Source organism: Bacillus sp. THAF10, assembly GCF_009363695.1.
GTDB lineage: Bacteria > Bacillota > Bacilli > Bacillales > Bacillaceae_I > Sutcliffiella_A.
In genome coordinates this window covers 553930-580806 of sequence record NZ_CP045403.1, presented here as the reverse complement: position 1 = coordinate 580806, position 26877 = coordinate 553930, and the positions used below count along the sequence as shown (strand labels likewise).

The 26877-nt window shown below is 36.8% G+C and carries 34 protein-coding genes; 14 read left to right on the top strand and 20 right to left on the bottom strand.

Annotated features, from left to right (window positions below; translation table 11 throughout):
* Positions 1 to 12: 12 nt before the first annotated feature.
* From FIU87_RS03250 to FIU87_RS03225, 6 genes are all read right to left on the bottom strand, one after another.
* Positions 13 to 753, bottom strand: a complete 741-nt coding sequence (locus FIU87_RS03250) for a TatD family hydrolase (protein WP_152443261.1) — start codon at positions 751 to 753, stop codon at positions 13 to 15.
* Positions 746 to 2176, bottom strand: coding sequence for a Qat anti-phage system QueC-like protein QatC (gene qatC, locus FIU87_RS03245; protein ID WP_152443260.1), 1431 nt, complete (start codon positions 2174 to 2176; stop codon positions 746 to 748). Before qatC ends, FIU87_RS03250 begins: the two co-directional genes overlap by 8 nt.
* Positions 2169 to 2888, bottom strand: a complete 720-nt coding sequence (locus tag FIU87_RS03240; protein ID WP_152443259.1) for a hypothetical protein — start codon at positions 2886 to 2888, stop codon at positions 2169 to 2171. Before FIU87_RS03240 ends, qatC begins: the two co-directional genes overlap by 8 nt.
* A 5-nt stretch (positions 2889 to 2893) precedes the next feature.
* Entirely contained in the window at positions 2894 to 4765 is a 1872-nt protein-coding gene (locus FIU87_RS03235) for a KAP family P-loop NTPase fold protein (RefSeq protein ID WP_152443258.1), read from the bottom strand.
* Between the two features lie 254 nt (positions 4766 to 5019).
* Positions 5020 to 6084, bottom strand: coding sequence for a hypothetical protein (locus FIU87_RS03230; RefSeq protein WP_152443257.1), 1065 nt, complete (start codon positions 6082 to 6084; stop codon positions 5020 to 5022).
* 150 nt (positions 6085 to 6234) lie between these two features.
* Entirely contained in the window at positions 6235 to 7884 is a 1650-nt protein-coding gene (locus FIU87_RS03225) for a restriction endonuclease (RefSeq protein WP_152443256.1), read from the bottom strand.
* A 376-nt stretch (positions 7885 to 8260) separates the two neighbouring features.
* Here FIU87_RS03225 and FIU87_RS03220 point away from each other — a divergent pair, with 376 nt between their 5' ends.
* Positions 8261 to 9571 (top strand): HRDC domain-containing protein, encoded by a 1311-nt coding sequence (locus FIU87_RS03220; protein ID WP_152443255.1) that lies wholly within the window; start codon positions 8261 to 8263, stop codon positions 9569 to 9571.
* Between the two features lie 381 nt (positions 9572 to 9952).
* Positions 9953 to 10219 carry a hypothetical protein gene (locus tag FIU87_RS03215; protein ID WP_152443254.1) on the top strand — a complete coding sequence of 89 codons (267 nt, stop codon included), beginning with the start codon at positions 9953 to 9955 and terminating at the stop codon, positions 10217 to 10219.
* Positions 10220 to 10339: 120 nt separating this feature from the next.
* Here FIU87_RS03215 and FIU87_RS03210 read toward each other — a convergent pair whose 3' ends face one another.
* From FIU87_RS03210 to FIU87_RS03200, 3 genes are all read right to left on the bottom strand, one after another.
* Positions 10340 to 10762: a hypothetical protein gene (locus FIU87_RS03210; RefSeq protein ID WP_152443253.1), complete on the bottom strand. Its 423-nt coding sequence runs from the start codon at positions 10760 to 10762 to the stop codon at positions 10340 to 10342.
* Positions 10763 to 10871: 109 nt separating this feature from the next.
* Positions 10872 to 11501 carry an immunity protein Imm33 domain-containing protein gene (locus tag FIU87_RS03205; protein ID WP_152443252.1) on the bottom strand — a complete coding sequence of 210 codons (630 nt, stop codon included), beginning with the start codon at positions 11499 to 11501 and terminating at the stop codon, positions 10872 to 10874.
* An 80-nt stretch (positions 11502 to 11581) separates the two neighbouring features.
* On the bottom strand, positions 11582 to 11767 hold the full coding sequence (locus FIU87_RS03200) for a hypothetical protein (protein ID WP_152443251.1): 186 nt from the start codon (positions 11765 to 11767) through the stop codon (positions 11582 to 11584).
* A 314-nt stretch (positions 11768 to 12081) separates the two neighbouring features.
* On the opposite strand from FIU87_RS03200, the gene FIU87_RS03195 reads away from it, so the two are divergent.
* Complete coding sequence (locus tag FIU87_RS03195) at positions 12082 to 12522, top strand: hypothetical protein (protein ID WP_152443250.1); 441 nt, start codon at positions 12082 to 12084, stop codon at positions 12520 to 12522.
* 172 nt (positions 12523 to 12694) lie between these two features.
* Here FIU87_RS03195 and FIU87_RS03190 read toward each other — a convergent pair whose 3' ends face one another.
* The 3 genes from FIU87_RS03190 to FIU87_RS03180 form a co-directional block, all read right to left on the bottom strand.
* The gene (locus tag FIU87_RS03190; RefSeq protein ID WP_152443249.1) at positions 12695 to 13339 is read right to left on the bottom strand and encodes a hypothetical protein; all 645 of its coding nucleotides are present in this window, start codon (positions 13337 to 13339) and stop codon (positions 12695 to 12697) included.
* Positions 13336 to 13854, bottom strand: a complete 519-nt coding sequence (locus FIU87_RS03185; RefSeq protein ID WP_152443248.1) for a GrpB family protein — start codon at positions 13852 to 13854, stop codon at positions 13336 to 13338. Before FIU87_RS03185 ends, FIU87_RS03190 begins: the two co-directional genes overlap by 4 nt.
* 304 nt (positions 13855 to 14158) lie before the next feature.
* Complete coding sequence (locus tag FIU87_RS03180; protein WP_152443247.1) at positions 14159 to 14395, bottom strand: hypothetical protein; 237 nt, start codon at positions 14393 to 14395, stop codon at positions 14159 to 14161.
* Between the two features lie 149 nt (positions 14396 to 14544).
* On the opposite strand from FIU87_RS03180, the gene FIU87_RS03175 reads away from it, so the two are divergent.
* The 3 genes from FIU87_RS03175 (at position 14545) to FIU87_RS03165 (ending at position 16339) form a co-directional block, all read left to right on the top strand.
* A complete protein-coding gene (locus FIU87_RS03175) occupies positions 14545 to 14904 on the top strand; it encodes a hypothetical protein (protein WP_152443246.1) in 360 nt (119 codons plus the stop codon).
* A 216-nt stretch (positions 14905 to 15120) separates the two neighbouring features.
* Positions 15121 to 15681 carry an AAA family ATPase gene (locus tag FIU87_RS03170; protein ID WP_152443245.1) on the top strand — a complete coding sequence of 187 codons (561 nt, stop codon included), beginning with the start codon at positions 15121 to 15123 and terminating at the stop codon, positions 15679 to 15681.
* 247 nt (positions 15682 to 15928) lie between these two features.
* Entirely contained in the window at positions 15929 to 16339 is a 411-nt protein-coding gene (locus FIU87_RS03165) for a VOC family protein (protein WP_152443244.1), read from the top strand.
* A gap of 464 nt (positions 16340 to 16803) precedes the next feature.
* On the opposite strand, the gene FIU87_RS03160 is transcribed toward FIU87_RS03165, so the two are convergent.
* From FIU87_RS03160 to FIU87_RS03140, 5 genes are all read right to left on the bottom strand, one after another.
* A complete protein-coding gene (locus FIU87_RS03160; protein ID WP_152443243.1) occupies positions 16804 to 17010 on the bottom strand; it encodes a hypothetical protein in 207 nt (68 codons plus the stop codon).
* Between the two features lie 69 nt (positions 17011 to 17079).
* Complete coding sequence (locus FIU87_RS03155) at positions 17080 to 17793, bottom strand: class I SAM-dependent methyltransferase (protein ID WP_253905499.1); 714 nt, start codon at positions 17791 to 17793, stop codon at positions 17080 to 17082.
* Positions 17794 to 17899: 106 nt separating this feature from the next.
* Entirely contained in the window at positions 17900 to 18331 is a 432-nt protein-coding gene (locus tag FIU87_RS03150; RefSeq protein ID WP_152443242.1) for a G protein-coupled receptor family protein, read from the bottom strand.
* A 15-nt stretch (positions 18332 to 18346) separates the two neighbouring features.
* On the bottom strand, positions 18347 to 18889 hold the full coding sequence (locus FIU87_RS03145) for a hypothetical protein (RefSeq protein WP_216647541.1): 543 nt from the start codon (positions 18887 to 18889) through the stop codon (positions 18347 to 18349).
* Between the two features lie 214 nt (positions 18890 to 19103).
* Positions 19104 to 19784: a hypothetical protein gene (locus FIU87_RS03140; RefSeq protein ID WP_152443240.1), complete on the bottom strand. Its 681-nt coding sequence runs from the start codon at positions 19782 to 19784 to the stop codon at positions 19104 to 19106.
* A 363-nt stretch (positions 19785 to 20147) separates the two neighbouring features.
* Here FIU87_RS03140 and FIU87_RS03135 point away from each other — a divergent pair, with 363 nt between their 5' ends.
* Positions 20148 to 20492: a PadR family transcriptional regulator gene (locus FIU87_RS03135; RefSeq protein WP_152443239.1), complete on the top strand. Its 345-nt coding sequence runs from the start codon at positions 20148 to 20150 to the stop codon at positions 20490 to 20492.
* Complete coding sequence (locus FIU87_RS03130; RefSeq protein WP_152443238.1) at positions 20489 to 20827, top strand: DUF1048 domain-containing protein; 339 nt, start codon at positions 20489 to 20491, stop codon at positions 20825 to 20827. Before FIU87_RS03135 ends, FIU87_RS03130 begins: the two co-directional genes overlap by 4 nt.
* A 229-nt stretch (positions 20828 to 21056) precedes the next feature.
* Here the strand turns inward: FIU87_RS03130 and FIU87_RS03125 are convergent, their stop codons facing one another.
* Positions 21057 to 21290 (bottom strand): spore coat protein, encoded by a 234-nt coding sequence (locus FIU87_RS03125; protein WP_152443237.1) that lies wholly within the window; start codon positions 21288 to 21290, stop codon positions 21057 to 21059.
* A gap of 253 nt (positions 21291 to 21543) precedes the next feature.
* On the opposite strand from FIU87_RS03125, the gene FIU87_RS03120 reads away from it, so the two are divergent.
* The 4 genes from FIU87_RS03120 (at position 21544) to FIU87_RS03105 (ending at position 24177) form a co-directional block, all read left to right on the top strand.
* Positions 21544 to 22398 carry an ABC transporter ATP-binding protein gene (locus FIU87_RS03120; protein WP_152443236.1) on the top strand — a complete coding sequence of 285 codons (855 nt, stop codon included), beginning with the start codon at positions 21544 to 21546 and terminating at the stop codon, positions 22396 to 22398.
* Positions 22391 to 23044: an ABC-2 transporter permease gene (locus FIU87_RS03115; RefSeq protein ID WP_152443235.1), complete on the top strand. Its 654-nt coding sequence runs from the start codon at positions 22391 to 22393 to the stop codon at positions 23042 to 23044. The genes FIU87_RS03120 and FIU87_RS03115 overlap by 8 nt, the downstream gene beginning before the upstream one ends.
* Positions 23044 to 23409 (top strand): GntR family transcriptional regulator, encoded by a 366-nt coding sequence (locus tag FIU87_RS03110; RefSeq protein ID WP_152443234.1) that lies wholly within the window; start codon positions 23044 to 23046, stop codon positions 23407 to 23409. The genes FIU87_RS03115 and FIU87_RS03110 overlap by 1 nt, the downstream gene beginning before the upstream one ends.
* Positions 23410 to 23835: 426 nt before the next feature.
* Entirely contained in the window at positions 23836 to 24177 is a 342-nt protein-coding gene (locus FIU87_RS03105) for a hypothetical protein (RefSeq protein WP_152443233.1), read from the top strand.
* 35 nt (positions 24178 to 24212) lie between these two features.
* Here the strand turns inward: FIU87_RS03105 and FIU87_RS03100 are convergent, their stop codons facing one another.
* The gene (locus FIU87_RS03100) at positions 24213 to 24374 is read right to left on the bottom strand and encodes a DUF6429 family protein (protein WP_216647540.1); all 162 of its coding nucleotides are present in this window, start codon (positions 24372 to 24374) and stop codon (positions 24213 to 24215) included.
* Between the two features lie 279 nt (positions 24375 to 24653).
* The gene (locus FIU87_RS03095; RefSeq protein WP_152443232.1) at positions 24654 to 25211 is read right to left on the bottom strand and encodes a cysteine hydrolase family protein; all 558 of its coding nucleotides are present in this window, start codon (positions 25209 to 25211) and stop codon (positions 24654 to 24656) included.
* 277 nt (positions 25212 to 25488) lie between these two features.
* Here FIU87_RS03095 and FIU87_RS03090 point away from each other — a divergent pair, with 277 nt between their 5' ends.
* Both FIU87_RS03090 and FIU87_RS03085 read left to right on the top strand, forming a co-directional pair.
* Entirely contained in the window at positions 25489 to 25992 is a 504-nt protein-coding gene (locus FIU87_RS03090) for a DUF4367 domain-containing protein (protein WP_253905498.1), read from the top strand.
* Between the two features lie 13 nt (positions 25993 to 26005).
* A complete protein-coding gene (locus FIU87_RS03085) occupies positions 26006 to 26761 on the top strand; it encodes a class I SAM-dependent methyltransferase (RefSeq protein WP_152443231.1) in 756 nt (251 codons plus the stop codon).
* Positions 26762 to 26877: the final 116 nt, after the last annotated feature.

Here is a 26877-nt window from a genome sequence, read left to right as displayed (position 1 = left end):
TTTAATCAATAATCATTTTAAAGAGTCTTTTTGTTTCGATAATAGTTTTTCCAGGTTATTATAAATGATTTCCTCAAATTGTTCTAAATCTAATTTCTTTGAGAACTGATAATAAATTTCAGACAAATTGTATGGATTGCCTTTTATATTTGTTTTACCAAAAGGAGCGTCTGTCTCTATCAGAAGTCTATCAATTGGTATGGATTTTATTATGTCGAAACCCTTCTTTGAATCTAACATAGAATAGTTGACTGATAAGTAATACCCTTGTTCTATGATTTTATACACAATTTCCTTATTGCCCGAAAACCAATGGAATACTGCATAATCCACTTTGTTGTCTCTTAACATTGCCAATACATCTGCTTCAGCTCCACGAGAATGGATTGACATTATTCTCTTAGTTTTTGCAGACTGAGAACAAATATAATCAAATGCTTTTTGTTGTTCTCTCTTCGTGTGAACGAATTCTTTTGAATAGTCTAACCCTACTTCTCCAATGTATTTAGTAAAAGGAAGCATCACTTCAAACAGCTTCTGATTAAACTTGTACATTTCAACTAATTGGGGATTATACCCAAGACCTAATTTAACGTACTTGCTATCTGGAAATTCCCTTATACATTTCTGAAAAATCTCTGGCAAGTTAGTGACAAATAAAGCGTATATTTTATTTCTTTCAAAAGAATTGTACATCTGATTATAGTTCTTAAAATAGTCGATATGGATGTGCATATCTGATAAGTTACTCATTAATTCCAACTTCCTCTATACCAGCGTATTCTTTTAAACCGTTACCATTACTGGTTACCATATCCAGTAACTCTTCCATCGATTGGCGATATACTCTCTCATAACTATCTAATTCTTCACTGTCTAGTGGACCTTGTTTTACCAAAAGACTTCTAATGTATTCACTATCCCCTTTATGCTTGATATACCGCCTCAAACTAAAAAGTACAGCTTTCAAATCACTTGATCTTCCTTGAATGTTATTGTAATTTAATATAAAGTCTTTACTTAATCCATATAGAGGATTATAGCAAGTGTGATCCTCCCCAATTTTTGCAAAAGATGCTCTTCTAATTAAACATGGATAACAATAACCGCAATTACAAGGTGTCACTACTTTATCGCTTTTCTTTTTATCATATCGAGATAGACATGGATGTGAACATGACAAAGTTCTATGAGCATATTGTTTGAAAACAATATTGTTTTGATGCTCCTCTAATATTTCTCCTTTTGACTTAATCCAATAAAAATTTGAGACTTGATTTTCAATACCAATTTTTTTAAGAATTTTATTCAATGAATTAATAAAAATCGGATGTGTAGTCCTTGTACTACAACTTCCTCCTCTGCTATCAGTTAGAGGAACGTTTACACCTATAAATCCATTTTCAGGTATATAAACTGGTGTTTTCTTTCCTAAAATTGAAGCTACGGATATTGCACCTGCTATGAATAGTAATGACCTGCTTCGGCTGGTGCTTTCAACAATAAGTTTTTTCGAGTCTCTCCCCCTTTGGATAGGAGCCAAAGGATTTACATTAAACAAAAGCAATTCGTTTTCTAACTTTGAGTAGGAATTACTTATAGCATCAAACAATTCCCTTTGTCGATTCGTCAAAAGACTGTATTCTCTAAAACCGATGTAAAGAGTATTCTTTTTATTCTCCGAAAGTGTCAATGCGCCACAGAAGGAATCTAACCCTCCTGAAAACAAACTAACTGAATCATACCTTTCAGTTGGGAGAATATTTTTTGTGTTCATTTTATCAGCCCTAAATCTTGAAGCTGTCTGCCGAAACTCGAATGTCCATTTATCGCCACTTAAAAACCCTATTGTATATTCGAGTTCTGTTTTCACTGAATTCCATTTTTCAATTTCTAATACAGGTATTGATAGTTTCATTGTTCTTGTCCAATTATCGGAGTAGTTTTTGCGTGGAATTCGCTTATCAGCACAGAATATGCTTGAAGCAATAATGAGAAAGTCTTCACTTACAGTTGAGAGACTCTCTTTACCAAACCTTCTCCATAGCTGTTCCATATCGGTTTTGACATTGGATTTATTCTTTTTATCAAATAAATTGAACAAAAGGAATTGTTCTTCTGACGATTTACTTGGACTAAAATCATCATTATTCTTATTAATCCATATATTAGTCATTCATTTCACTCCAAGCAGAAAGGATTTCAAGAGCTCTTTTATATGTGTTGTTGATGATTCTATTTCCTTCTTGACCGTTCCAATCTATATCTTGAAGCTTCTTTGATGAATATTTTTTTTCAATTGAATTTCTAATATGTGTCTTTACGTTCTTCTCTGCAACCTGGTATTTATCTAAATTGTCAAATAAACTCAAGAGCTTTTCTGTGAAATTGGCAAAGAAACAATTCTGTATAAACTTTATTATAAACTCTCTAATGAAATCGCCTGTATCTAATGTGTTCAACACCTCTTCATACTCTCTGACATCATTTATTCCTTTAAAGAGCTCTCTCATCAACTCATTCATGCTTTGGTTAGAAATGCTGTCATAAAATTCATTTCCACTATCACTAAAGTAGTTCAGAAGCCCTGAACGAACATTTTCAGGTGTTTCGTTTTTTAAATGTGATAAACCAAATCGCTCTAATGTTTCAGTGAATCCATATTTTCTTACAGAATCAATAAAACTAAGTGCTCTCCCACTTGATTGGATTGCTTTTCCTGCATTTGACCCAGAACCACCAGAGCTATTCAATACTTTTGCAAAACTCGAAACAGCCTTATCTACTGATGAAGAAGAGAAATTATCTCTTACCATTTTTGTAACGTCTCTTTTCACGTCTGGCCATAAATATCCTGTTGGTGGTAAGTAACCTTTAGAAGTTCCCATCTTTATTAACCCGCCAAATCCCAAAGTTTTTTATCTGCTTTTTTCTCTTCTACATAATATTTTTTTAACGCTTGGAACGATTCAGTGTCTAGTTGCTGAAAAAGTAGAATTTCAGTAAGGGTAACGTTTTCTACTCTAATTTTTTTAAATTCTTCAAAAACTTTAGACTTATATTGAGGAATAATATTATGGAATTCAATTAACGTTTCTAATTGAGTAAGATCTTGATGGTATTTTTCTAATACACCTTTAAATATTTCATTTCTTGTAACATCGTCCATCTCAAGCATCTGTTCTATTTTCTTTCTCCGCAAAGCTTTGTTTGTTTCAAGATTACAAATCTGGTTGATGTACTTTCTTTCCTCTTGATTCAAGTTTGTCGAGAATAGCCTTCTCTCTGAAACTGAATCCCTCGCTAAGTAAAAGTAAGGTGATAGGTCTACACCAGCTAACCTCGGCTCTGTAGCAAACCATCTTTTCAGCTTTTCACCTGACCAAGCAGTGTTTTTAGTTATCTCTTCGAGCTTAAGAAATTTATCTTCTTCCTCGCTTTCGTTGAGGAATCTTTCTTCAAGTGTTTTTAGCTGTAATGGAGTTCCACTATGTTCAAATTGCCATTGAAACAACTCTTTGAATAAATCACTATCAAAATATTCTAATACCATCAATTTAGCTAATATAGCTAAATTGAAGTCTAATTTTTGGATTTCTGCGAGCCTTTTACGTATGTAAAACGTATTTAAAAACCTCTTAGTTTGACGTGGATTTCCTTTTAAAGAAGAAGCAACAATACCGCCTATACTATTAAATATCTGTATTTGTTGTTCAAATTGCTCTTGGGTTGTACTTCCTCTGTATTTGGGCCCATCAACTCTTATTTCATTTTGAACTATATCTAATATTTCTGTACCTGAAATTATTTCTCCCTTAATAAAAATTCCTTTCTCTCTTAACTTTTCAATTAGTTGATTTATTGAATCTCCTTCTAATAACATTTCTGATATAAGCAACAACATATAATTCTTAACATCACTTTCAGCTAATTCTGCAATTCTAATAGGAAGCTGAACAATTTTCTCTATATAGTCAACAGAGACATCTATTCCCTCACTATCTAATTGAGGATATTTTCTTTTAATAGAATATGAGATTATATTTTCATCCATTGCAATGATAAAAGTCGTTCTTGAAACAGATAGAAATAATTTTATTGCCTCAAGTGTCTCTACTATTCGGTCAGGGTTGCACCTGTCTAAATCGTCAATTAGAATTATGAGATTATCTACAGACGATTTCTCTATCAGAGTGGCAAACTCCTCACGAAATGCTCGTATATTTTCAACAACATTTTCTTGCGGATTTGCTTTCATGTATTCTTCTGTGAATTTCTGTGTCTTTTCAATTTGTTCCTGAACTTTTTCTGTATTCTCAAAGTCAGAGGCGTTCGGCATCATTATTAGTGGAGGTAACCCTGTCATTCCACTAATAGCCCATGGAACACCCTGCTTTAATACCGTTTTTCCTACTCCCATCCAATTAACTCTTCTCATTAAACCTTTAATATTATCTGTAGAGGTTTCAAAAAAGGTTTGATTTTCTTTCATACTTTGTAAAATCGTTTCCATTAGAGCAGTTTTTGCATCCTCATAGCCTTCAAACATCCATGCATTTACTTTAACCACAGCAATTTTTTTATCTGCATTAGAAGATGTTTGTTCTTCTATTAAATTTAGTAAGGTTGATTTTCCACTTCCCCAATTACCAAATAAGCCTATGGTTAATGGGTTCATTCTTTTACTTACAGCGATTTCAGTAATTAAATCAGCATATGGTCGATAGGCAAGCATATCAATTTTCGAAGCATCATCAGCCCACATATATTATTCCACTCCAATTTGTTAAAGGATTTAGTTATAAACTCTTATACTACCATTGTCCATTTATACCCATTTAATTTCAAGTTTTTTCTAATAAGACACCCATTAAAAAATAAAGGATGATTCTTTTTGGGAATAATAAAAGTAAAATGACATTGAATAAGAATGTTCACAGTGACACCCCGAAACTTGTCGAAGAAACTAAAAAACATTTCAACATTGACTCAAATCATCGCATTTTTCCCAACTTCTTCTCACTTCGAATCCGTAACCACAACCTTCTCTCCCTTCAACATCTCAGATAAGGTGTAGTACCATCCTCCAGCATTATTCTTTTCCGGACGAGGCCTATGTGATAATTCAATGTTGTTGTGTTCGGAGAGTATATAAAATCTGTATGTATCGTGACTCTTAAAGCCATGGCTTTTTTTACGGTCTTCAATATACTTTAAAAGCCTTTCCTTGTATGGAAGGTTGCTTTTGGAAATGTCGTTTAGAACAGACAAGTTTCCTGGTGGTATTATTCTAATTTCTTCTATTTTATAAAGCTTGTCCATTTCGCCTCCCTTTTTACGAAATGTAATGAAGATAGGATCGCGGTAGTTATACTTTGTGGTATTTGGACAAGCGTGAATATGATGGTTGGTAATTTCTTGGAACGTCTTGGCCGCTGAAACGGATAGGATTTCTCTTTCATAGTATTTCATCCCTTTATCCACTCCTGTTATGAATTTATAGTAATCGTTTATTAAATCTATTTTTGTTGGGTCTAATTTTTGCTGGAGAGTCTTATGAAGTATGTGAATTATTTCGATCCATGTGAGAGAAAGGAATGTCTCGGTTATAAAAGGTTGTTCATACTTTGTTAGTGCAGCAGCAAGCGTTGGTACCTCTTTATCCTGTGGAAAGCATTGCGGGTCAACATAGCGCTGCATTTGTTCTTCGAGGCTTTTGTTTCTCTCTAGCTTTATATTTTTTGCCTCGAGAATTAACACAAGCACCTTTTTACTTTTACTATAAAACGTCAGGGTAATATCTCTTCTGACTCTCTCCATCCCCGAGCTAGTCATTTCCGCATCTACTGTTATATAGTCACAAGCCAAATATTTCTGGTACTGTATGGATGTTAAGCCACCCCTGATCTTCCTGCTCATTTTACCGATGGCTAAGAAATTCTTCAGAAACTCTGGCGATAGCTTGAACAAGTAAGCCAATCCTTTCGTCTGTTTCGTCTCTCGGTCCCCATCCATCAAATCAAAAAGCGAGGACTGAAACCTACTATTTTCCGTTTGATAGACTCTGAATGAAGTAGTTACCATAATAAGACCTCCTACGTCTCTCCTTTTGGGCTGAGGGGTCAGCGTTTTTAGACCGTCTGCGCTTTAAAGTGCAACCAGTTCAGTTAACCTGCCCCCTCAAACCTACTAAAATCAAAAAAAGCTTATTCAGATTTCAATAGTATTTAATCGTCATATCTTCTCCTTCCCCAACAACTTCGCCTCTTTCAAATCGATCTTCGCTTTGTGTCCATGTTTGTGTAGTAAATGTAAAAGGTTACTGCCATTTAACAAAGTCAATGGTTTATCTTTTGCAAAGTTATATGCATCTGGGCCATAATCTGCTGTTGAGACTAATATTCCCTTTGTTGCACCCTCATTCATAACTGTTCCATATAAGTCTCGAACAGCTGAAACACCAACAACATTTGTATATCTTTTGGCTTGAATAACAATTTTACCGCCTCTAATAGGGTCTGGATCAAAAGCAACTGCATCCACACCGCCATCTTTACTAGCTCGAGTAATTTTCACTTCTCCACCTGAAGCATTAAATTCTTTTTCAAACAACTCCCGAATTAAGTGCTCAAAATCTTGCCAATCCATGGCAGCTAAATTTGTATCTTCATCAACGTTGCCAGTGACATTGTATGAAGCTACAAAGCGACTATCTTCCCTTTGAATTTTAAGTATCGGAGCTATAGGAGTAAGACTAAACAATTTACTACTTCCTATACCTTTTAAATTCTTAAAACAAGTTTTTGATTCTACCATTTTCAAGTTAATATCCATAAATTCTTCTTTTGAAGTTTGGACTGAAAGAATACAAATGTTCTCTTCTTTACCATTTGCTTTGTTTATTGTATTTACCCATCCATTAAATACTATAGAGTCTATTGCGTTTATGGCATCCGCTTCGAATAGTTCATGTAGAGTTCTTAAAGTGATGTCATAAAGGAGTTTGTCATACATTTTTCTTACCACAGCATCAGTAATAAACGATTCTTTATACTCGTCTTTTGATACAATATATTTTACCTCTTTTAAGGTTGGCATATAGGAAATATCAGGTAATACATACTCAACGATAAGAGTTTTGTTAATAGAATTATAGTCAATTTCAAACTCTTGAGGAAAATAATCTGGATATTCTGAGTTAGATAGAACCATGTCACAGTATTCAATTATCGACTCACTTTCAGCTGCTAAATATAGCTGCTTCTGCATTTCTATCGCATCGTTTTTCTCTTTCTTTATCAAATCAAAAGCTTCTTTCGATTTCTTCCATTTATCCAACTTGTTATTGAATGCATCCATATCTTGATCATATTTTGTTTTTACATCATCAGTATCCCTCTTCCACTTAAGTAAAGCCTCTTCATACAATTTATTTGATAAATCAATTTTTTTCTGCTTGCTGGAAGAAAAGATTTTATCCAACAGACCAAATTTAGGTTCATAGGAAATCTTATCAGGTTCTTTAGCATACGACGGTTCACTAGGTTCTAAAGGTTTTGACCTGGTAAATTTAGAGACATCTTTTAAAGAATCCCAATCAATCTTGTCATCTACCTCTAAAGTATGAAGTAGTGTTTGATTAATTAGCTCAAGCTCTTCCAAAGCTTCTTTTGTTTGTTGTTCAGCATCAGCTTTTTTCTGAGCTTTTTCTAGAGCCACGTTCTTTCGTTCTCTATTTTTCCTTTCAACTTCTTGTTTCTTGTCCCACATTTCATCCCATTGTTTCATTTGCACATAAGCTTTTTGTTCAACTACATACTTTTCCTTTCCCTTTATTACTCGATACTTATGTAAACCATCATGCTTTATCTCTACAAAATACATTTAGAATCCCTCACTTCAATAAATTTATTATTCAGAAAATTAACTTATTTATATTATATAATAATTCTCTTTGTTTTTTCGACAATTTTTGGAATAAATAACATATAAGTTTTGCACCAAAGTAATCACTCTTTTAACAAACCCCTCCCACTTCCAGTCATACCCTCTACCCCAGAACTTGTGGAATGATGGTTAAAAAACCATAAATTTAACTTTTATGCGCTATATTCGTATTTCTTTCTACACCCTTTTCATTTCCATAGATTATTTAGAATATACATTTACATCCATTTTCGATATCCATATCTGCTATAATAAAATTACATAAAGTTACAAAACTACCATTGCAAAACAAATACTACTAGCGAGGTAAACTATGTCCTTTTTTAAAAATGTCATTGACGCTTTCAAAGATAATAGAGAAATAAAACAACCTGTCGTACATAAAGATATTAACGAAAATTCGATTCTATTAGAAAACTTGAAAAGTCTTGCAGAAAGCAGCAATCCTTTTGTGGACTATAAAAAAGTAGATAACCACCTCAAGCTATTTTCCATCGGACACACAGGAGAAAAAAGTGTGATGTTTGAGTTGAAGAACTCCTCCGTTCCCATGATGATACTGCATGATGTATATCTTGAGTTTGATGATTATCAAGCGCAGATGGATTTTGTTATCGTAACTTCAAAGTTCATTCTTGTACTTGAAGTAAAGAAGCTGTTTGGCGATATTCTTGTCACGGATAAGGGTGAATTTCAACGTGTTATCAGGAAGAATAATAGAGTCGTAAATAAAGAGGGTATGTATAGTCCGATCAATCAAGTGGAAAGACATGTAACGATATTGGAGAGGTTCCTAAAGTCCAAAGGAATAATCAAAAAGTGTCCTATTAGATATGCGGTGACGTTTGCCAATCCTAAGACCATCCTAGAGATTTCTAAAAATGCTCCTTCCCACATTCAGGACTGTGTCATCCGCCATGACCAAATAAGTGCCTTTTTAAAAGACGAAATGAAGAAAAGTTCCCCCGTAGAAATGCATGCTTCACTCACTTATAAAATTGCTGATGGCATCCTGGAAGGTAGTAAAGAGAAGCCCTTTAATGAACAGGACTATCTGATAGAAAATGAAGATGTAGATGTATCCACGTTAGTCGCTGCCACTATAGAGAAGGCAAAAACAGTTGCACCACCTAATGCAAACAGCGAATTAAAGAGGCTGCTAACAGATTATCGCACCAAAAAAGCCAAACAATCTGAAGTAAAGCCCTATCATATCTTTAGCAACAAAACCTTAGATGAACTTCTAGAAAAAATGCCACAGACTATTGAGCAGTTACTAGCAATTGAGGGCATAGGACAGAAAAAAGCAGCTGACTATGGTCAAGAGATTCTTGCCATTTTACAAGTTAATAAGGTTGATCAATCCCAAAAACCCCTCAAAATAACAGAGCCTGCACCCATACAAAACGAAGATTTCCGAACTCTCTTAACGGATTATCGCAGGACTCGTGCCAAGGAACTTAATGTAAAACCATACTATATTTACACCAACAAAACTCTAGAAGTCATTCTGGAGCAGAAGCCTAAAACGATAAAAGCATTATTGGAAATTGAGGGGATTGGAGCGAAGAAGGCGGAGGAGTTTGGGGAAGGGATTATTGGAATTTTTAATACGCATTCTTAACTACAGTCTAAAAAGGGATCTCTAATTAGAGACCCTCTTTTTTTTAAAAAGTTTCTGAAATTACTGACGTATTTTAAAATGCTTTATCTCTTTTTCATTTACCTTAAGATCTCAAATCCAGAAATTTTACTGAAAACTTGTCCAACTGCCTTATGAAATCGTCCACCTAGAGCTGAGGGGACTGAGTTTCCGATTCATTTTCTCATTTAAGTACAAATGGGTCAGTAATCTGTCCCTCAAAACATTGTTTAAAATTGTTGTTAGTAGAAAATCAAAAAACATCTATAATTGCCGGTTTTTATATAAATTGTAATATTTTACTATTTTTAAAGGGTTTATTCTTTTTATGTAGAATATTGTAAAAGAAAGCGAGGTGATTATATGGCTGAACAAATTAAAGTAAAAGTTGATCCGAATCCCATCCAACGTAATAAACATGATGTGGCTATGGAGTTGCTAAATCTACACTTAAAATTCGAAAGACCGAAAAAGGTATCTGATTTAGAAACTATCTATACCAAATACTATGCACTTGCCATTTACTGCGAATCTTCTGATGTGGTAAAGTTACAAAATTTATTATCTGATTCATTAAAGGACAAAGCAGGTCGTCTTAAAGAAGTAGATTTAAGTGAACTAACATTTTAACTAAAACTAACAATGACCTATCGATGGTTAATATTAGTTTGGCTTAGGGGACAGGTTTCAATTCATCTGCGCTTGAAAATACAAACGGTTTAGTTAAACTGTCCCTCAAGCCTGCTTGAGTTAACTTAAACTCTCAAAATCAAAAATATCACCTCTAATAAACCTATCCAACTGCCATATAAAATCGTCCACCTGGTTTATTTCAGCCATCATGTAGAAATGAGCTTTCATCCTATCCGGAGGGTCTAATTTGTTATCTGCTGTAAACTCGATACCTACCATTCCTCTTTTATCATTGAGGTAGAACCTCATGGATAAGAAGTGGGTGGTATCCTCTGTGTCACTGCCTGTTACCCACGTAAATTCACTTTTTCCAAGTGTATTCGCAAAATCACGAACTCCATCCCGCAGCTCCTCTAAATGGCTATTATCTATATAAAAATCCATATCGACTGTGCAACCAGTTCCACTCAGTGATAGATTCACTTCAAAAAAATCAACATCTGTCCAAATTTTCTTCATTTTAAATCTCGGTTCTGGCATGGAGATCACTTCCTTATCCTTTAGTGAAACGAAAAAAATATATGATGCCTTACCGCTTATTTCTCGTACCTAGTCCCTAGAGCTGCCCTATATATTTAATAGAAGAAACTTATTCCCCTAAGTAACTCTCCCAATCGTAATCCTCTATTTTATAAAACTTGCCTTCTTCATCCCTTTCGTAAGCACATAAAGGGGGCTCGTAGAAAAAATCCAGAATAGAGTTGTCGATATTTAAAACCACTCCAACAGCGATAATTTGATAGTTATTAGGGTCGTTTAAAAAGTCCGTTTCTTCATAGCCGCTTAAGATTGTCCATCCGGAATCACCGTCCTCATGGGGATCATCTTTTAGCATAAAGTGAAATTCCTCTTTTTCAAGCACATCATCACTAACGGTGACCAAGGTATCAAAGTAGAAATCCCACTTTGAGGAATGTGGATCATCGTGCTGTGTCGCACATATATGTTCGTTTTCAAATGTGATTACATCTCCCAATTTTAATGGCAATTGATGAGGCTCATTTGCCAATTGTCCTAAATAGTTCTTACCATTAATCTCGGAGATTTCCACCCACATTCTCTCTCCTCTAAACCCATCATCCTCTTCCTTCACTGGCACGAAAATCAACTTTACCAAATCCCCAACCTCTAGTTTTTCCAACACTTCCAAACTAGGAATATAAAACGTATATGGTGATTCTTTGTTTAGCTCGTAAACGCTATCCAAATACCAGGACATCCTTTTGTCTCCTTTTCCTACTAAACTTTTACCAGAAATAAGTTCGTAAAACCTTTCTCCATTATCTTCATTAAATCTTGTTATTGAAAGTAAACAATAATCTGAAACGTCGCTAGCAATACTACACTTTGAATAAACGTAACAGATATATCTTTTTTCCAAGTATTGTTGTGAGTATAATTACTAGGAAACCTTTTAAAAGCAAGCAGTATGCCCCACCAAAACAACAATGCATAAATTGCAACTTCAAAACTTTCATAAAGCATAGCGACTCCCCCTCTATCACCCTAGATTGAAAACTACCCTAACCATATTTTAACATATACATTCATACTTAGCGGGACGGTTCTTGTGACTCTATTTTGATAAAGCGCGCGAAAATAGTTAAGAAATCTCGAATGCTTATAAACCGCTCTACAACAACTCCGAAACCCGTTTTGAACAATCGTTTGTATAAAAATAGCTTTCTTAAGAAAATGAAAAATGGGAAGAGGAAACTTACCCTCAGAACCAAAGAAAATTATGATATAATTTACTTAATTTCAATATTATGGTTTTAAGGAGAGGGAGGGATCAATAGATGAATAGAACAAAAGCAATTAGTATTATCTTCATTGCTATTCTAATTTTCATAGTAGGTTATGCGACTGGGCGTTTGATGCAACATGACGTTTCCATGGAATTTAGAATTGGCTATCCACATAGCGAATTCCCAAACCGAGTTGATTATCCTCATACCTTCAAAAATACGGATAACCAACATATTATTAATAACTTGCTAATGATACATATGCAGAAAGAAAGAATAGATGATATGGATTTGGAGATAGACAGTCCCGATATATATATGAATCTTTTGAGCCCCACTGAATCTGTTGGTTTACTTGAGTCTAGATTGTGGTTTAAGGAAGATGGCGCAATTATTGCGGAGCGTAATGGTATTAGCTGGGACGAGGTGGAATTTTATAAAATCCCCGAAAGTGACGCTAGCTATATTAAGGGATTAACAGGGTATGAATGACAAAATTACAAGATGAGCTTGGGAGCAGGTTTTACTAGACATTCACTTTCCCTCTCCCTTAAATATTTCTCATACGCCTCTTCTACAACATCAGATTTCGGATGATCTTTTAGATTAGTACCACGTTAAGAATCGTGTATTCAAGTAGTGATACCAATAAATATCATTGCATCTACAACATCCCCCACCCTAAATGAAAAGGTGCAGTAAGGAAGTAGAAGAACAAACCTATAGCAACCACTTTAATTAGTTGCTTGGGAGATTGGTATAAAACAATGATTGTAGCTATCCAGAGTAGGAATTCCAGAATATTTCTAATGTCCAAATACCAAAAGCCAAATGCAAAGGCTTGTCTGGACATGAACAATAATAGAAACGATGAAATGAGTATAGACAGGATTCCCTTCCCTTTTGCGTACCAACAAACAAAAGCCATGAATGGAGAGATAACCGTCATGGTGACCCAAATCATCATATACGATCTCGGAAAAAAGCCAGCTACCATAACCGTGTAAAAGTAATAACTACCTACCATGCCGACAAAAAACACAAAAACATTGAAGGCAGCCCTTAAAGGTGATTTGCTATAGAAAGCAACTAGCATTGCTAGGAATAACCAAACACCCATTCGAGAAAAGAAGTTTCGTAAGTCCATTACTTGAAGAAAGTAAGGCAATTGGTTACTGGCCGTTTCATCGAGCATTTTAGAAAACACACCTAGCATAACCCCTGCAATGAATAGGAAGGACGAAGATACAACTTTCTTAGAGAACGATATATCTACTGGCCTTCTGATATTATTTAACCAATCATTCATGTATTCGTCCCCCAACTCCTAGCCCTTTCGACAAGCTCATTCACAAACTCCTGCTTCCCCTCTTGATTCTTATAGTGGTTATCAAGAAATTGTTTTGCTAATTTCAGCTTTAACTCTCCGTATTCTTTTGCATCTTCCGGGTGTGTCATTAGATACCTTTTGAAATCCAGATGAGTTTGAATGGTTTCATTTCCGACCTCAAAGATATGTACATGGTGTGTTCTGTTTTGCTTACCTTTTGGGAAGTATCTTCTCCCTGCTATCCCGTTCTCGCCTTTCGGTTCATACCCCATTTTTTGTAATGCTTCATTGTACCAATCAACCTTTTCAATATCTTTTACCACAATCAAAATATCAATGATTGGTTTGGCATAACCGATTGCCGGTACAGATGTACTTCCGATGTGAAATATATCTATTAATTCATCCTTTAGTATTTCTTTTAACAGTTCCTGCTCTTGATCATATGCCTCTTCCCATTCTTTGGTCCATGGTTGAATGTTGGTTTTCCTCATAGGATTGTACTCCTTTATCAACTAATAAAAATGCAGCAATTCCTTATAATCCTCTAAACACGCCAATTAACTTATCTTTTCTGTTTGAATGGTTTTTTGGAGTTATCCCACATCCAGTGTATGGAGGTGATAATTATAGATAAGATGAAAACATGGCTACCTTTTGTGAAAGTTTCCCCTACTCCAAAAACAACTAACATTATGTACCCCGCAACGAAGAATGTAATAAAGTACAAACCGTATTTTTTCATAGACACCTCCATGGGGACAGGCACCGTGACCCATTTTTGCGGTGCATCCCCTTCTACCATTTAGCATTGGCTTCTTTCTCTTTCAAATAGTTTTCATAAGCTTCTTTGACTGGATCGTATTTAGGTTCATCCTTTGTTAACCTTTTGTGTATTTCTTTTTGAAGGAACAGAACTTTAAGTAAAATGCCCGCAATAATTCCGAATGCCAGTAAACCGCCTGTCATTGGCCCCATCATGAGTGAAACAAAGCCTAAAAGAATGGTCAGAAGAATGGATATTACTATGTACAACTTAAAGCCCCCTTTTATTCTATGTATCTGTAAATATTATGTATTAATCGTATATTAAAAAGGAAATTTATGCTAATGTATTTTTAAGAAATGGGCTGAGGGGTCAGGCCCGCCGACCCACGTTAAGAGGGGGAGTTTTTATTAGACATTTGTGGATTGTTATTTCGTTAATTCCTATGCCGTTTCTGTTTCATTACTACGAAATTTCGCAGCATCCAGAGCGTGCTGATTTCTTGTTCGTAGGTACCTTTTTATTTGCTGGGTTGGTTGGTTTCTTATCTATGAAAGTTAAGGTTGGGCTTATAATCCTAGTAAACTTGATCACTATTATTGTTTCCGTTTGGTTGGGGACAGCGTTTATCACTCCTCCTAATGGATCTTGGTTTAACCCTATTGGGATGAATTCTGCGATTGCATTTACCGGAGTTGCGATATTAGTGGTGGTGTTAGTGCTTCGGTCTGTTTTTAAGGATGTGTTTTCGAGGGAGTATAGGAGACAGGCACGGTGACCCGTTGAATAAGACTTAGACAGTGACGGAGTTCCGAGTGGGATTGCGCACCAAATGTTATCGTCTGGGGAAATCCAGTTGGGCGGTGTAATATTTCTCATACGCCTCTTCTACAGCATCAGATTTCGGATGAACTTTTAGCAACTTTGAATGGAGACTACTAGAGGCACATGGAGCAGTTATTGTTCCTCAAAAAAATGGAAGAGGAGAAACCACATGAAATTTGTACATATATTCGGCCCCCAAGCGGTTGGGAAAATGACGGTTGGACAAGAGTTAGCGAAAGTAACAGATTTGAAGCTTTTTCATAATCATATGACTATTGACTTGGTTGGTCATTTTTTTGACTACAGCACAAAGGAAGCCAAACGGTTAGTGAAATTGTTCCGTCAGGAGATTTTTGAAGAGGTTTCTAAAAGCGACCTGTATGGCATGATGTTCACGTATGTCTGGATGTTTGATATGGAGTCCGATTGGGAGTATGTGAGGAACCTAACGCAGCTATTCGAATCCAGAGGGGCAACGGTCTACTACGTGGAATTAGAGGCAGATTTAAGAGAACGCCTAGAGCGAAACAAAACGCCAAACCGACTGGAACACAAACCGAAAAAGCGCGATTTGGAATGGTCGGAAAATGACTTGATGGAAACTCTCGAGAAGCATCGGTTAAATTCTTTTGATGGGGAGATCACATTTGAGAACTATATTAAGATAGATAATACAGATATGAGTGCGGCGGAAGTGGCTCAGATGATTAAAGAGCGATTTAGCTTGTGAGTCAGGCGGGGGACTTTCCTCCTGACTCTATTCTGATATATCGCGCGAAAATAGTTGAAAAATCTCGAACACTTTTAAACCCCTCTTCAACAACACCAAAATTAAATTTGAACAAACGTTTATTTGAAAATAGCTATTTTACAAAATAAAAAACGGGACGAGGAATCCGTCCCTCTGTCCCAGATTGGATAACTTTTCTTAAGCTTTGTATAATTAACTTAAGATAAATTTGGGAGGTTACGTTCTTATGAAACCACTTATCACAGTAATCACTCTAGGTGTAGATGATTTAGAAAAATCGTTAACGTTTTATCGGGACGGTCTTGGTCTTCCTACAGAAGGAATAGTTGGGAAGGAATTTGAACATGGTGCAGTTGCCTTTTTCGACCTGCAATCAGGATTAAAGCTTGCGATTTGGAATCGAAAAGACCTCGCACATGAGACAAAGGTTCCTTTATGTGCACCAAGTCCTACCGAATTTACTCTTGGCCATAATGTTAGCAGTAAAGAGGAAGTGGATAAAGTAATGGAGCAGGCTAAACATGCCGGCGCAACGATCACCGATCCTGCCCACGACACTTTTTGGGGCGGATACTCCGGTCACTTCCAAGATCCAGATGGTCATCTATGGGAAGTAGTCTGGAATCCACACTGGTGAGTTAGGGGGACGTTACTCCTGACTCTATTCTGGTATAGCGCGTGAAAATAGTTGAAAAATCTCGAACGCTTACAAACGTTTATTTAAGAATAGCTTTTTTAATAAAACAAAAAACGGGACGAGGAACCCGCCCCTCAGTGCCGCTTAAAGAAAAGAACAGCAATAGCCACAATAATAATTCCCACAATAAAAAAGGAACCTATTCCCGAGCTATACACCACATAAACTCGCACGTGTTGAAAAATGTTAACAATTAGGATGACTACTAACAACATGGACAAGAACATAATTAAGTGTAAATTCTTATTCCTCTGCAAAACAATCAGCCCCTTTTGAGAAGCTTTTACTACTGTTTAAGAGTAAGAAATCCTTATCATACACTATGTGAATTTGATCTTGTATTATGCTGGAGTTAGAGTGACAGGGTAGTGTGGAATCAATTACCCTGTCTTTTCAAATCGCTTTTATTGATTCACACAAACCTCGCACTTATATTCTTTTTCCATCAGTGCCTTGGTCTCGAATGCATGTGGAGCCGCGTTAAATTTCGCGTCTAGCTTTTTCCCACAAAGCATACAAGTCGGCGCATCCCCCAAAGTGCTATTCCTAAAAACCAAGTATAGGCCAAGTCCAACTGCTGCTATCGTTCCAAAATATAAGATAAATACCATCTTAATCCACCCCTTTATACTACTTACGAACTCGGTATAATTAGGTTTCACATGGACTAGATGATTTTTTTATCCTTTTTTTGAAACAGCCTTCACAATAAGAAAATGCGGATTCTTCATTAAATAGTCATATGTCTTTTCTTTTACTTCCTTCATCTTTTCCTGCGGTTTTGGCTCAATCAGCTGCTCAAGATGGAAGTGTTTTGTTGTTTCATTTATGATGCTTTCTAGTGGTTTTCTATAAAAGCTAACATCAATGGTGATGGTAGGCTTGTACCACGTTTCTGTAATGAGCTGGGTTTGATAGTAATCCTCGCAGTCGAATCTTATATAAGCCATAAATGGGTGATGGACCGAAAACAAAAAGGTCCCGCCCTCTTTTAGAACGCGGTTGAATTCCTGAAAGGTAGCCGCCCAGTCCTTCAAATAATGGAGCGTAAGCGAGCTGACAATTACATCATAGGAATGATCGTTAAAGGGAAGAGCTTCTTGGAGATCGAGACAAAGAAATGTCGCTTCTCCCGCTAGACGCTCTTTGGCTGCCTTCACCATTTCAGGACTCACGTCAATTCCCGTAACCTCCGCACCCCGCTTCACTAATTGCTCCGCATACCACCCCGCCGAACAACCCGCATCCAGCACCTTTTTCCCCTTCAAATCCTGAGGCAAAGCCGCCATCATCGCCGGCCGCTCATAGAAAGCATTATAAGGACTCCCCTCATCCGTATCATGTTGGTAGGTACTTGCTAATTTGTCATAAACATTACTCGTAGGATTATTCAATACGTTCCCTCCTTATCCCTATTTTGATATACCACGCGATAATAGTGGAAAAATCTCGAACTTTTTTAAACCTCTCTGGGACGAGGGACCTGTCCCTCCGTACCACTCATTCCTCGCAGCTATCACGTTCAAAGTGCTTCCCTTCACTCAGTAAATGCCCCTCTTCTGTCATCCAAGCAACTTGGCAAATATTCTTTTCATCTACCACCGAGTATGTATAAATCCTGTTCTTTTCGTTTTCAAACTCCACATTTAAGTGATAAGGGTTGTATTGTCTCCCTATCTGACGGCTAATTTTCCATTCTTGATCGGGATATTTTTCCTCGAGAAAGAGCTCGAGGTATTCTGTTTTTTTGGATACTTGATAATCAACCCAAAAGGGACGAACTGCAAAAAATAAAAGCAATGCAATCGTGATGGAGGATGCGACCATTACACTCCTTTTTCTAAACCTTCTCGGCAGTAAAAATGCCGTTACAAAAATAATAATCACAAAAACAACAGACACTGCGATTTCGATTGCTGTGATTGGATGCACTAGTACCCTCCTCCTCTAGTAATTTTTGTACTCTTGCGTAATATCCTCCCCGCTATCGTCAAATGCCTTTATTTGAAGAATACCATTTTCAGTGTACTCCCCTGGTAATCTTTCAAAGTGAATAAAGTATTCTACCTCGGAGATATCCCATTTTACTGGATCATAAAGGGAAGGAATGTCTGCTTTCACTTCATCCACCCTCATTGAAGGATTTTCTCCAACTATCAGGGCGTAGTAACCAGAATCGGTCCTAATATACCTTCCTTCGATGCTTTGTGAGATGTCACTTATGAAATCTACCTTATAGGCATTATTGAATAATCCTTGTTTAAGTACCGCGAAATGTAATGTTTCATCCGCATAATATAATACGACTTTTTTATCCGTTTCTTCTATCCTCTCTTCCTTTACAATTTTCACTTCCGGCGTTTTCAAATTTTCTCTTCTATTTAAATACCATTCATGTAAAAACTGTTTTGTACTCCCAGAAGAATAATGGTAGATTGCCCTTTCTGAGAACAAAAACACCACAACAGGAAGGATTAACATTACTAACATAAACAAAACTATTTTTCTAGATTTCAAACCAACACTCTCCTGAACCAGAGGGACGATTCTCTTTATTTTGATATACCACGTGAAAAAAGTTGAAAAATATCGAACTCTTTTAAACCTCTCTACAACAATACCAAAATGGGACGAGGGACCTGTCCCTCCGTACCAACTGTCCCTCCGTACCAACAAAATAAAAACGGGGTGAGGTGTCTGGCCCTCACTCCCCCTTAACGCTTATTTTAGAAGTGTTTAACTTTAGTCTTTCTTTCAGTTCATCTGAAATGGTAAATGTTATCGTTGATCCAGCACTTAGGTTGTTAAATTTGAAGTGCGTTCCAGTTACAACCGTTCCGTCCGTTCCATAGGTCTCATTTGGTTCTTCGCTAAAACCTGAGATATGCTCATTGTACCTTCCACTGATTTTGCCTTTTACAAACTCATCATTAGGTAATATCGGATAGGCTGATTGTTCTTGTATGATGGATATTTCAATAGTTTTATCTTTTGTATGTACTTCTCCATCCTCTGAAACCGCTACGCCATTCACTTTCAATTCATATTCCCACAAATCTTTTGCTAGTTCCTGTTTCTGCTCATCCGAATAATCCTTTATAAGACTGTTTAGGAATTGCTTGTAGTATTCTGCTTCTTCCTTTGAATATTTTAGATCCAATTCACTACTCTCTAATGACTGTTGCAGCTCTTCTTTTTCATTTAGAAGTGTACTAATCTGTGTGTCTTTTTCTTCTAAAAGTTGACTCATTTCATCTTCATTAGTAATCTTCGCTCCCGCTTCCCTAGTATTCTCTGCTTCATCTTTACTAGTAGTTTGATTGCAGCCCATAAGCAGGAGAAGCGCACAACAAAGTACCGCCGATAACCAAGTAATCTTTTTCATCCTAATCCCCCTATTATCTCAAAATCTCTAATTATAATTTAACATATAATTCCATAAACAAGTATGTTATTTTCAGAAAATTTTCACTAACAAGGGTACGGCTCTTTTAACCCTATCCTGATATACCAAGCAAAAAAAATTAAAAAATCTCGAACACTAATCAAACTCTCTCGAACAACATCAAATTCTAAATGGAACAAACGACTGTTTAAAAATAGCTTTCTTAAGAAAATAAAATTGGGACGAGGGACCTGTCCCCCAATCTCCTTAATCTCCATCACCCTTTTCTTGACAACTTTCAGTACTATGTATTACTATATAGTAGTACTAAGTATTACAGACTACCTGAACAGGGGGATAGATTTGGAAAACATAACAGAAATGCTGAAGGGAGTACTGGAAGGTTGCGTGCTGGAGATTATCAGTCGTGGAGAAACATACGGATATGAAATCACTCAACAATTACGGGCACTCGGCTTCACAGATGTAGTAGAAGGTACTGTTTATACCATTACGATGCGTCTAGAAAAAAACAACCTAGTGAATATCGAGAAAAAAGCATCCACTATGGGGCCACCGAGAAAATTTTATACACTTAACTCATCCGGTCAAGAGCAACTTAAAGCATTTTGGGGGAAATGGGAATTCGTTTCAAGTAAAATCAACGAACTCAAAACAAAAGACTTATTTAAAGGGGAGATAATATGAGCTTTTTGGAAAAGATCATCGGAAGTTTACATGAAAAAAGGGAATGGCAGGCAATGGAAGCAAGAGCAAAATCACTTCCTAACGAGTACCGCACCGCTTATTATGCTATTCAAAATTATATCTGGACCTCTGGCGGACCAACTGACTGGAAAGAATACAAACGTATTTTTGAAGGAATACTGGACCTTTTCGAACAAGGTGCAGCTGAAGGCAAACAAGTAACAGATCTTACAGGGGAAGACGTGGCAGCTTTTTGCGATGAACTTATGAAAGATACGGAAACCTACAATGACAAGTACCGAAAGAAACTGAATGATACCATCGGTCAAGGATAACAAAGCTTTAAGGGGCAGGAACAACGACCACATTTACAAGTCATCTCGCCCTTCCTTCCACATGAATCAGGGACGGCTCTCTTAAAAAATCTCGAACACTAATCAACCTCTCGCTAACAACACCAAATTCTAAATTAAACAAACGATTGTTTAAAAATAACTTTCTTAAGAAAATAAAACTGGGACGAGGGACCTGTCCCCCCGTCCCTGTCCCCCCGTCCCAAAAACATCAATAATAAGGATAGTATGGATAAGGCGGATAGTATGGATACGGATATGGTCTAGGAGTTAAAATTGCTCCTGTTGCCAATCCTGCGACAAACGGAAAACCAAATCCAAATCCAGGTCGACCAAATCCTGGACGGCCAAACCCCGGACGGCCAAATCCTGGACGACCACCAAAACCACCTATCCCAACACCTGGAATTCTTCGCTCCATATTAAAATTCTCTTGAATATTCATTGTTCAAAACACCCCCTCATGTTCTTCCATATCATCCTATTCAGTAGACATCCGTCTATAAACTTGTACCCAGCAAAGATGTGCGTTTGCCTAAGGTTTTACAATAATCCAGAGCCAATTACCTTTCCCCATGGTCCCCTCGAATTGTTATGAGTAATTTGAAATAAAATCCAAAAGTTGATTGACATGTTTTTCACACGAGAGTATAGTGTGTATATACACTATACACACTTTTATCGAGAGGGGCCTTTAAATGTTAGCGTTGGATATCAAAAATCTGAGTAAGAAATATGAGCATTTTCACTTAAAAGATGTTTCTTTTCAGTTAAAAAAGGGATATATTATGGGATTTATCGGAGCCAATGGGGCTGGAAAGACAACCACCATCAAATCCATTTTGAATTTGATTCAAACAGATAGTGGGGAAGTTAGTATTTTGGGTAAGAACTATATTGAACATGAACTGGAGATGAAACAAATCATTGGATTTACCTTTGGTGGTGTCAATTATTATACAAAAAGCAAGATTAAAAAAGTCACGAATGTGATTAAGCGGTTTTATGATAACTGGGAGGAAGAAACCTATCAAAACTATCTCAACAGGTTTAATTTGGATGAAAATAAAAAAATAGAAGAATTGTCAGAGGGAATGAAAGTTAAATATAACTTGGCCCTTGCTTTATCCCACGGCTCAAAGCTACTCATTCTGGATGAACCAACCAGTGGCCTTGATCCAATCGCAAGAGACAATCTGTTGGATCTATTTCAAAGCCTGGTAGAAGAAGGCGAAGTTAGTATTCTTTTCTCCACGCATATTACCTCTGATCTTGAAAAATGTGCCGATTACATTACCTATATCCATAACGGTCAAATCATTAATAGCTCGGAAAAAGAAGAATTCATTCACACCTATCGATTGTTAAATGGAAGTGATAGCCAACTTGAACAGGTGAAACATCATTTAATTTCCTACAAGAAAAATTCGTTTGGCTTTACAGGGTTGATCCATCATAGCGACTTTGATCCCTCGCTAGAAATTAACGCCAAACTCCCGAATATCGAAGAAATCATGATCTATTTTTCAAAAAGGGAGGATCTGTATGTATAACTTACTTTTGAAGGAATTAAAACTTGGGGTCAGTCCTATCTTTTATCTATTGCCCATTTTGACAGGAGCATTAATGTTAATCCCCGGCTGGCTTTACTTTATTGTCCTCCTCTATTTCTGCTGGATAACAATACCTAATGTATGTGCAACTTATAAAGCTCAGAATGATCTACTGTTTTCATTTATGCTACCTGTCACGAGAAAAGACATTGTAAAAGCGAAAATAGCGGTGATTGTTATTCTGGAATTATTGCATATTGTGACTGCGGTCATCTTTGGCATCATCCATACGCAACTCTATCCTGTTTTCAACTACTTTTTCTTTGCACCAACAATAGGATTTTGGGGTCTTAGTTTTATCATGCTGGCTATCTTCAATTTATTTTTCATTTCTATGTATTTCAAGACCGCCTATAAATATGGCCTTCCAACTATAGTAGCTGTTACAGCTGCCATGCTTTTTGCGACAGGTGCTGAATGGTTAGGAATACAAAACGCAAAGGTGTTTGACCTTTTTAAAGGGAGCGGTGCGGAAAACCTAGCAATACAATTACCCATCCTGTTTACTGGAATGCTAATATTTGTCGTATTTACCTTTATAGCGTATGTTATAGCTATAAAACAATTTAAGAAAGTGACGATCTAATGAATATCGCTATTTCAAATACATCCGAAAAACCAATCTACCAACAGCTTTATGAACAAATCAGCGCACAAATTCTCAAGGGTGAAATTGAAAAAGGCTATAGTTTACCATCCATACGACAAGCAGCCAAGGAACTTCGTGTGAGCATCATCACCATCAAAAAAGCATGGGAAGAGTTGGAACGACGAGGATTGATTTACACTGTCACTGGAAAAGGATGCTTTGTGGCCGAACTTTCATCACAAGATATCCTCCAAAAGCGCAACGAAATGATTGAAAAGCAAATGGCTGTTGACACATCCTATTACAAATCCTTTGGCCTAACATTAGAAGAGGTTATGGAAATCTTGAAGAAGGTATATTAACCATGGGGACGGTTCTACTGTCCCTATTCTGATATACCACGCGAAAAAAGTTGAAAATTCTTGAAGACTAAAAACACTCTCCATAACAACCCCAAAATAAATTTTTAACCAACGTTTGTTTAAAAATTGCTATCTAAGAATAATAACCTTGACCCTAAAAAATGCTAGAATGATAGGAACAAAAGCGCAATGGGCCCGTTTTGCGACGTACAAACTGGACTGAGCCGTATGAGATAAAGAAAACACGAAGAGCGTAAGCTTTTTCGTGTTGCCTTATCGTAAGGAGGCGAGGGAAGTTTGCTAGTCGCTGGCGCATGGAGCTGGACGCTGCTACTTTTGTTTCAGAGATCCACAGACATATTTTTTATAATTTCCTAAACAGCAGCCATTCACCATTTCATTAAAACAAAGAGAGGTCATCATTATATGAACAACCCATCAAATGAAGAGCAATTACAATCCATCACCGCCTTTCAATCCACCATCCGCAAATGTGAAAATGCTTTAGCCAAAATGACGCAGCAAGGCTCAAGCACCACCCTATTGAACAAGCGGCTAAAGGCTTTGCAAATCGGCTTGTCCATGCTAGAACATCAACAACCCCACTCTTTCTCAGGCCAAGAAATTGCAGAAGCTCGCAACGTGTTGACTGGTTTATTTCCATCCCTTGAAAAGAGCTACAACAACTCAAAGCCAGGCAGCCCACAACGAACACTTTTAGAAAGAAGAATAAAAGCAATCAAGCAAGCTGTTGAAGCGATGGAATAGCTTTAAGCATTTCCGATTATGAAGAGGCATGCTTCCTAGTCTAATTCGTCATAATATTTTTTGACTAATTCCTCCGCCTTTTTAATCCCTACTTCTGTTAAGTAAACAGATTTGTCGCGGGCACTGCCACCAAGAAATTCTTTTTCCCTTAATTCGTTCAACAAACCAAAGTAATAGCCCTTCCAACTTTGTCTCATATTTTCTGGAATGTCCCTTTTCCTTCCAAGAGGTTAAGTATATTAGCAGCAACTTCTCAGCTTAAAATCGTGGAACCATTATCCCGTCCCTATTCTAATATACCTCGCGAAAATAGTTGAAAAATCTCGAGGGCTTACAAACCTATCTATGACTACTCCAATTTTAAATTCCAACAAACGTTTGTTTAAAAAAAGCTCTCTCGGAATAGTTAGTGATTTTATTCTACCAAGCTCACAAAAAAGCTTCCTACTTTATCAAAAAAGTAGGAAGCTTTCATTCTATCTGTAGGAATCATGAGTTGGCTGGAATAGATTTTCGTTTGATTTTCGTACAACAGAAAAATGCTCCACATTATAGTGACCATGTAGCGTTTCGTTGTGATGCTTGATGATTTGCTCTGCACTTAAGGCATCTCCATCCGTTGTGGAATGTCCGTCCGCAACTAGGGTAACATCAAAACCACTAATGGTCGCTGTTCTCACAGCACTATCGATACAATGCTGCGTTATACAGCCCATTATCACCACATGCTCTATTTTTTGTGAGTTTAGGTGATTTAGTAGTCCTGTTCCATGAAACGAGTTTGTTGCTTTTTTATTGAAAAATACACTGTCGATGGGGACATTAATTCCTTCGTGAACCTGAAATCCTCTACCTTCACCTTCCGCAACATCTAAATCCCTAACAAAGATAATCGGAATATCCCCTTTTTTCGCTTCTTCTATCACGATATTGATATTATTTATCAGCTGTTCTTTGTTAAAAACGGCACTTTCCTCTTGGTTCCCCTCGATTAACTCTTGCTGCGCATCAATGATTAACAATGCTTGATTCAAATGTTTTTCCCCTTTCCCATTTAGGATACCGCTCTATTTTTCAAACGTATTCCTTTTCGCATTTTCACGTCCAAACAATTTTTATTCAACATGATATCTACCCCCTAAATAACAACGCCTTCAAATATTTAAATTTTCCGACAGTAAAATGATACAATACCTTTTGGTGGGATGGCAATCTTGAGGATGGACTAAGAGAACCGTTCCCACCCCTCAGCTTAACTTTTACCCAATTGGAAAAGCTACCTGTATATATTTATAGGGAGGTTGTGGAGTATTGTTTTTCAAGATCATTTTTTTAGTTCTGATTTTATCCATGCCATTTACAGCTCAAATAACGTATAACCATGATAGTATTACGGTTTCAGAAGTTAAGCAGAAGGTTGATTTTCATGTTTTGGTACCTGAAGACATACCTGATGATTGGACATTAGAAATTAAGACATACCCCTGGGAAGCTGACACGAATTTTACTCATTTCCGATTACACTTTATGGATAAGAGCGACACTATTTTCAAGGTAGGTATTGAACAAAAGAAAAGCACTACTCACAAAGAGGACCATCTATATGCGAATGCAGAGGAAGTTGCCATTAATGACCATATAGGTTTGTTTATTTCATGGGGTAACACAGGAGAAAGAGATGACAAAGGCGAAATTATTACAGGGGGATTATTGCGATGGACACAGGACGGGACTTTTATTGAAATGAATAGTACTAGGATTTCCAAAAAAGAGATGCTAACAATCGCAAGATCTATGAAGGTCGCGAATGAATAAGGGGGACATGGACATGGAAAAGAACTATACAGAATTAAATTCCACTACCATTGATAAATGGGTGGAGGAAGGCTGGGAATGGGGGCAACCAATCAGCTCAGAGGTTTTCCAAAAGGCAAAGAATGGGGAGTGGTTTGTGTTATTAACTCCTACAAAACCAGTACCTAAAGAATGGTTTTGTGACATGAAGAATGCTGAAATTCTTGGTTTAGCTTCTGGCGGCGGCCAGCAAATGCCCATCTTTTCTGCGTTAGGTGCAAAATGCACTGTTTTAGATTATTCGGAAAAGCAATTGGCAAGTGAGAAAGAAATCGCAAAAAGAGAAAATTACGAGATTGAAACGGTTAGAGCCGATATGACGAAACCACTGCCTTTTGAGGATGAATCCTTCGATTTAATTTTTCACCCTGTTTCCAATTGCTATGTGGAGGATGTGCTTCCAATTTGGAAAGAATGCTACCGGGTGCTGAAAAAAGGCGGAATCCTTTTAGCTGGGCTCGATAATGGAGTAAATTATATTTTTGATGAAGACGAAACCACGGTAACCAATAAGCTTCCTTTTAACCCATTAAAGGACAAGGAGCTGTATGAGGTTTGTATGAAAAATGACTGGGGCATTCAATTTTCCCACTCCATTGAAGAACAGATTGGTGGGCAATTACAGGCTGGCTTCATGCTCACTGATATTTTTCAAGATACGAACGGCGCAGGCAAGCTTCACGAGCACAATATTCCAACGTTTTATGCTACAAGAGCTGTGAAGAAATGAGTTTGTGGAAAAATTGGAGTGCTTAATCGTAAAGGTTATAGCACTTTTTTTTGCCGTTATATTCTACTCAACAATTAATCTTATCTGGTTCATTCAATAAGGAAATAAAAATAGGG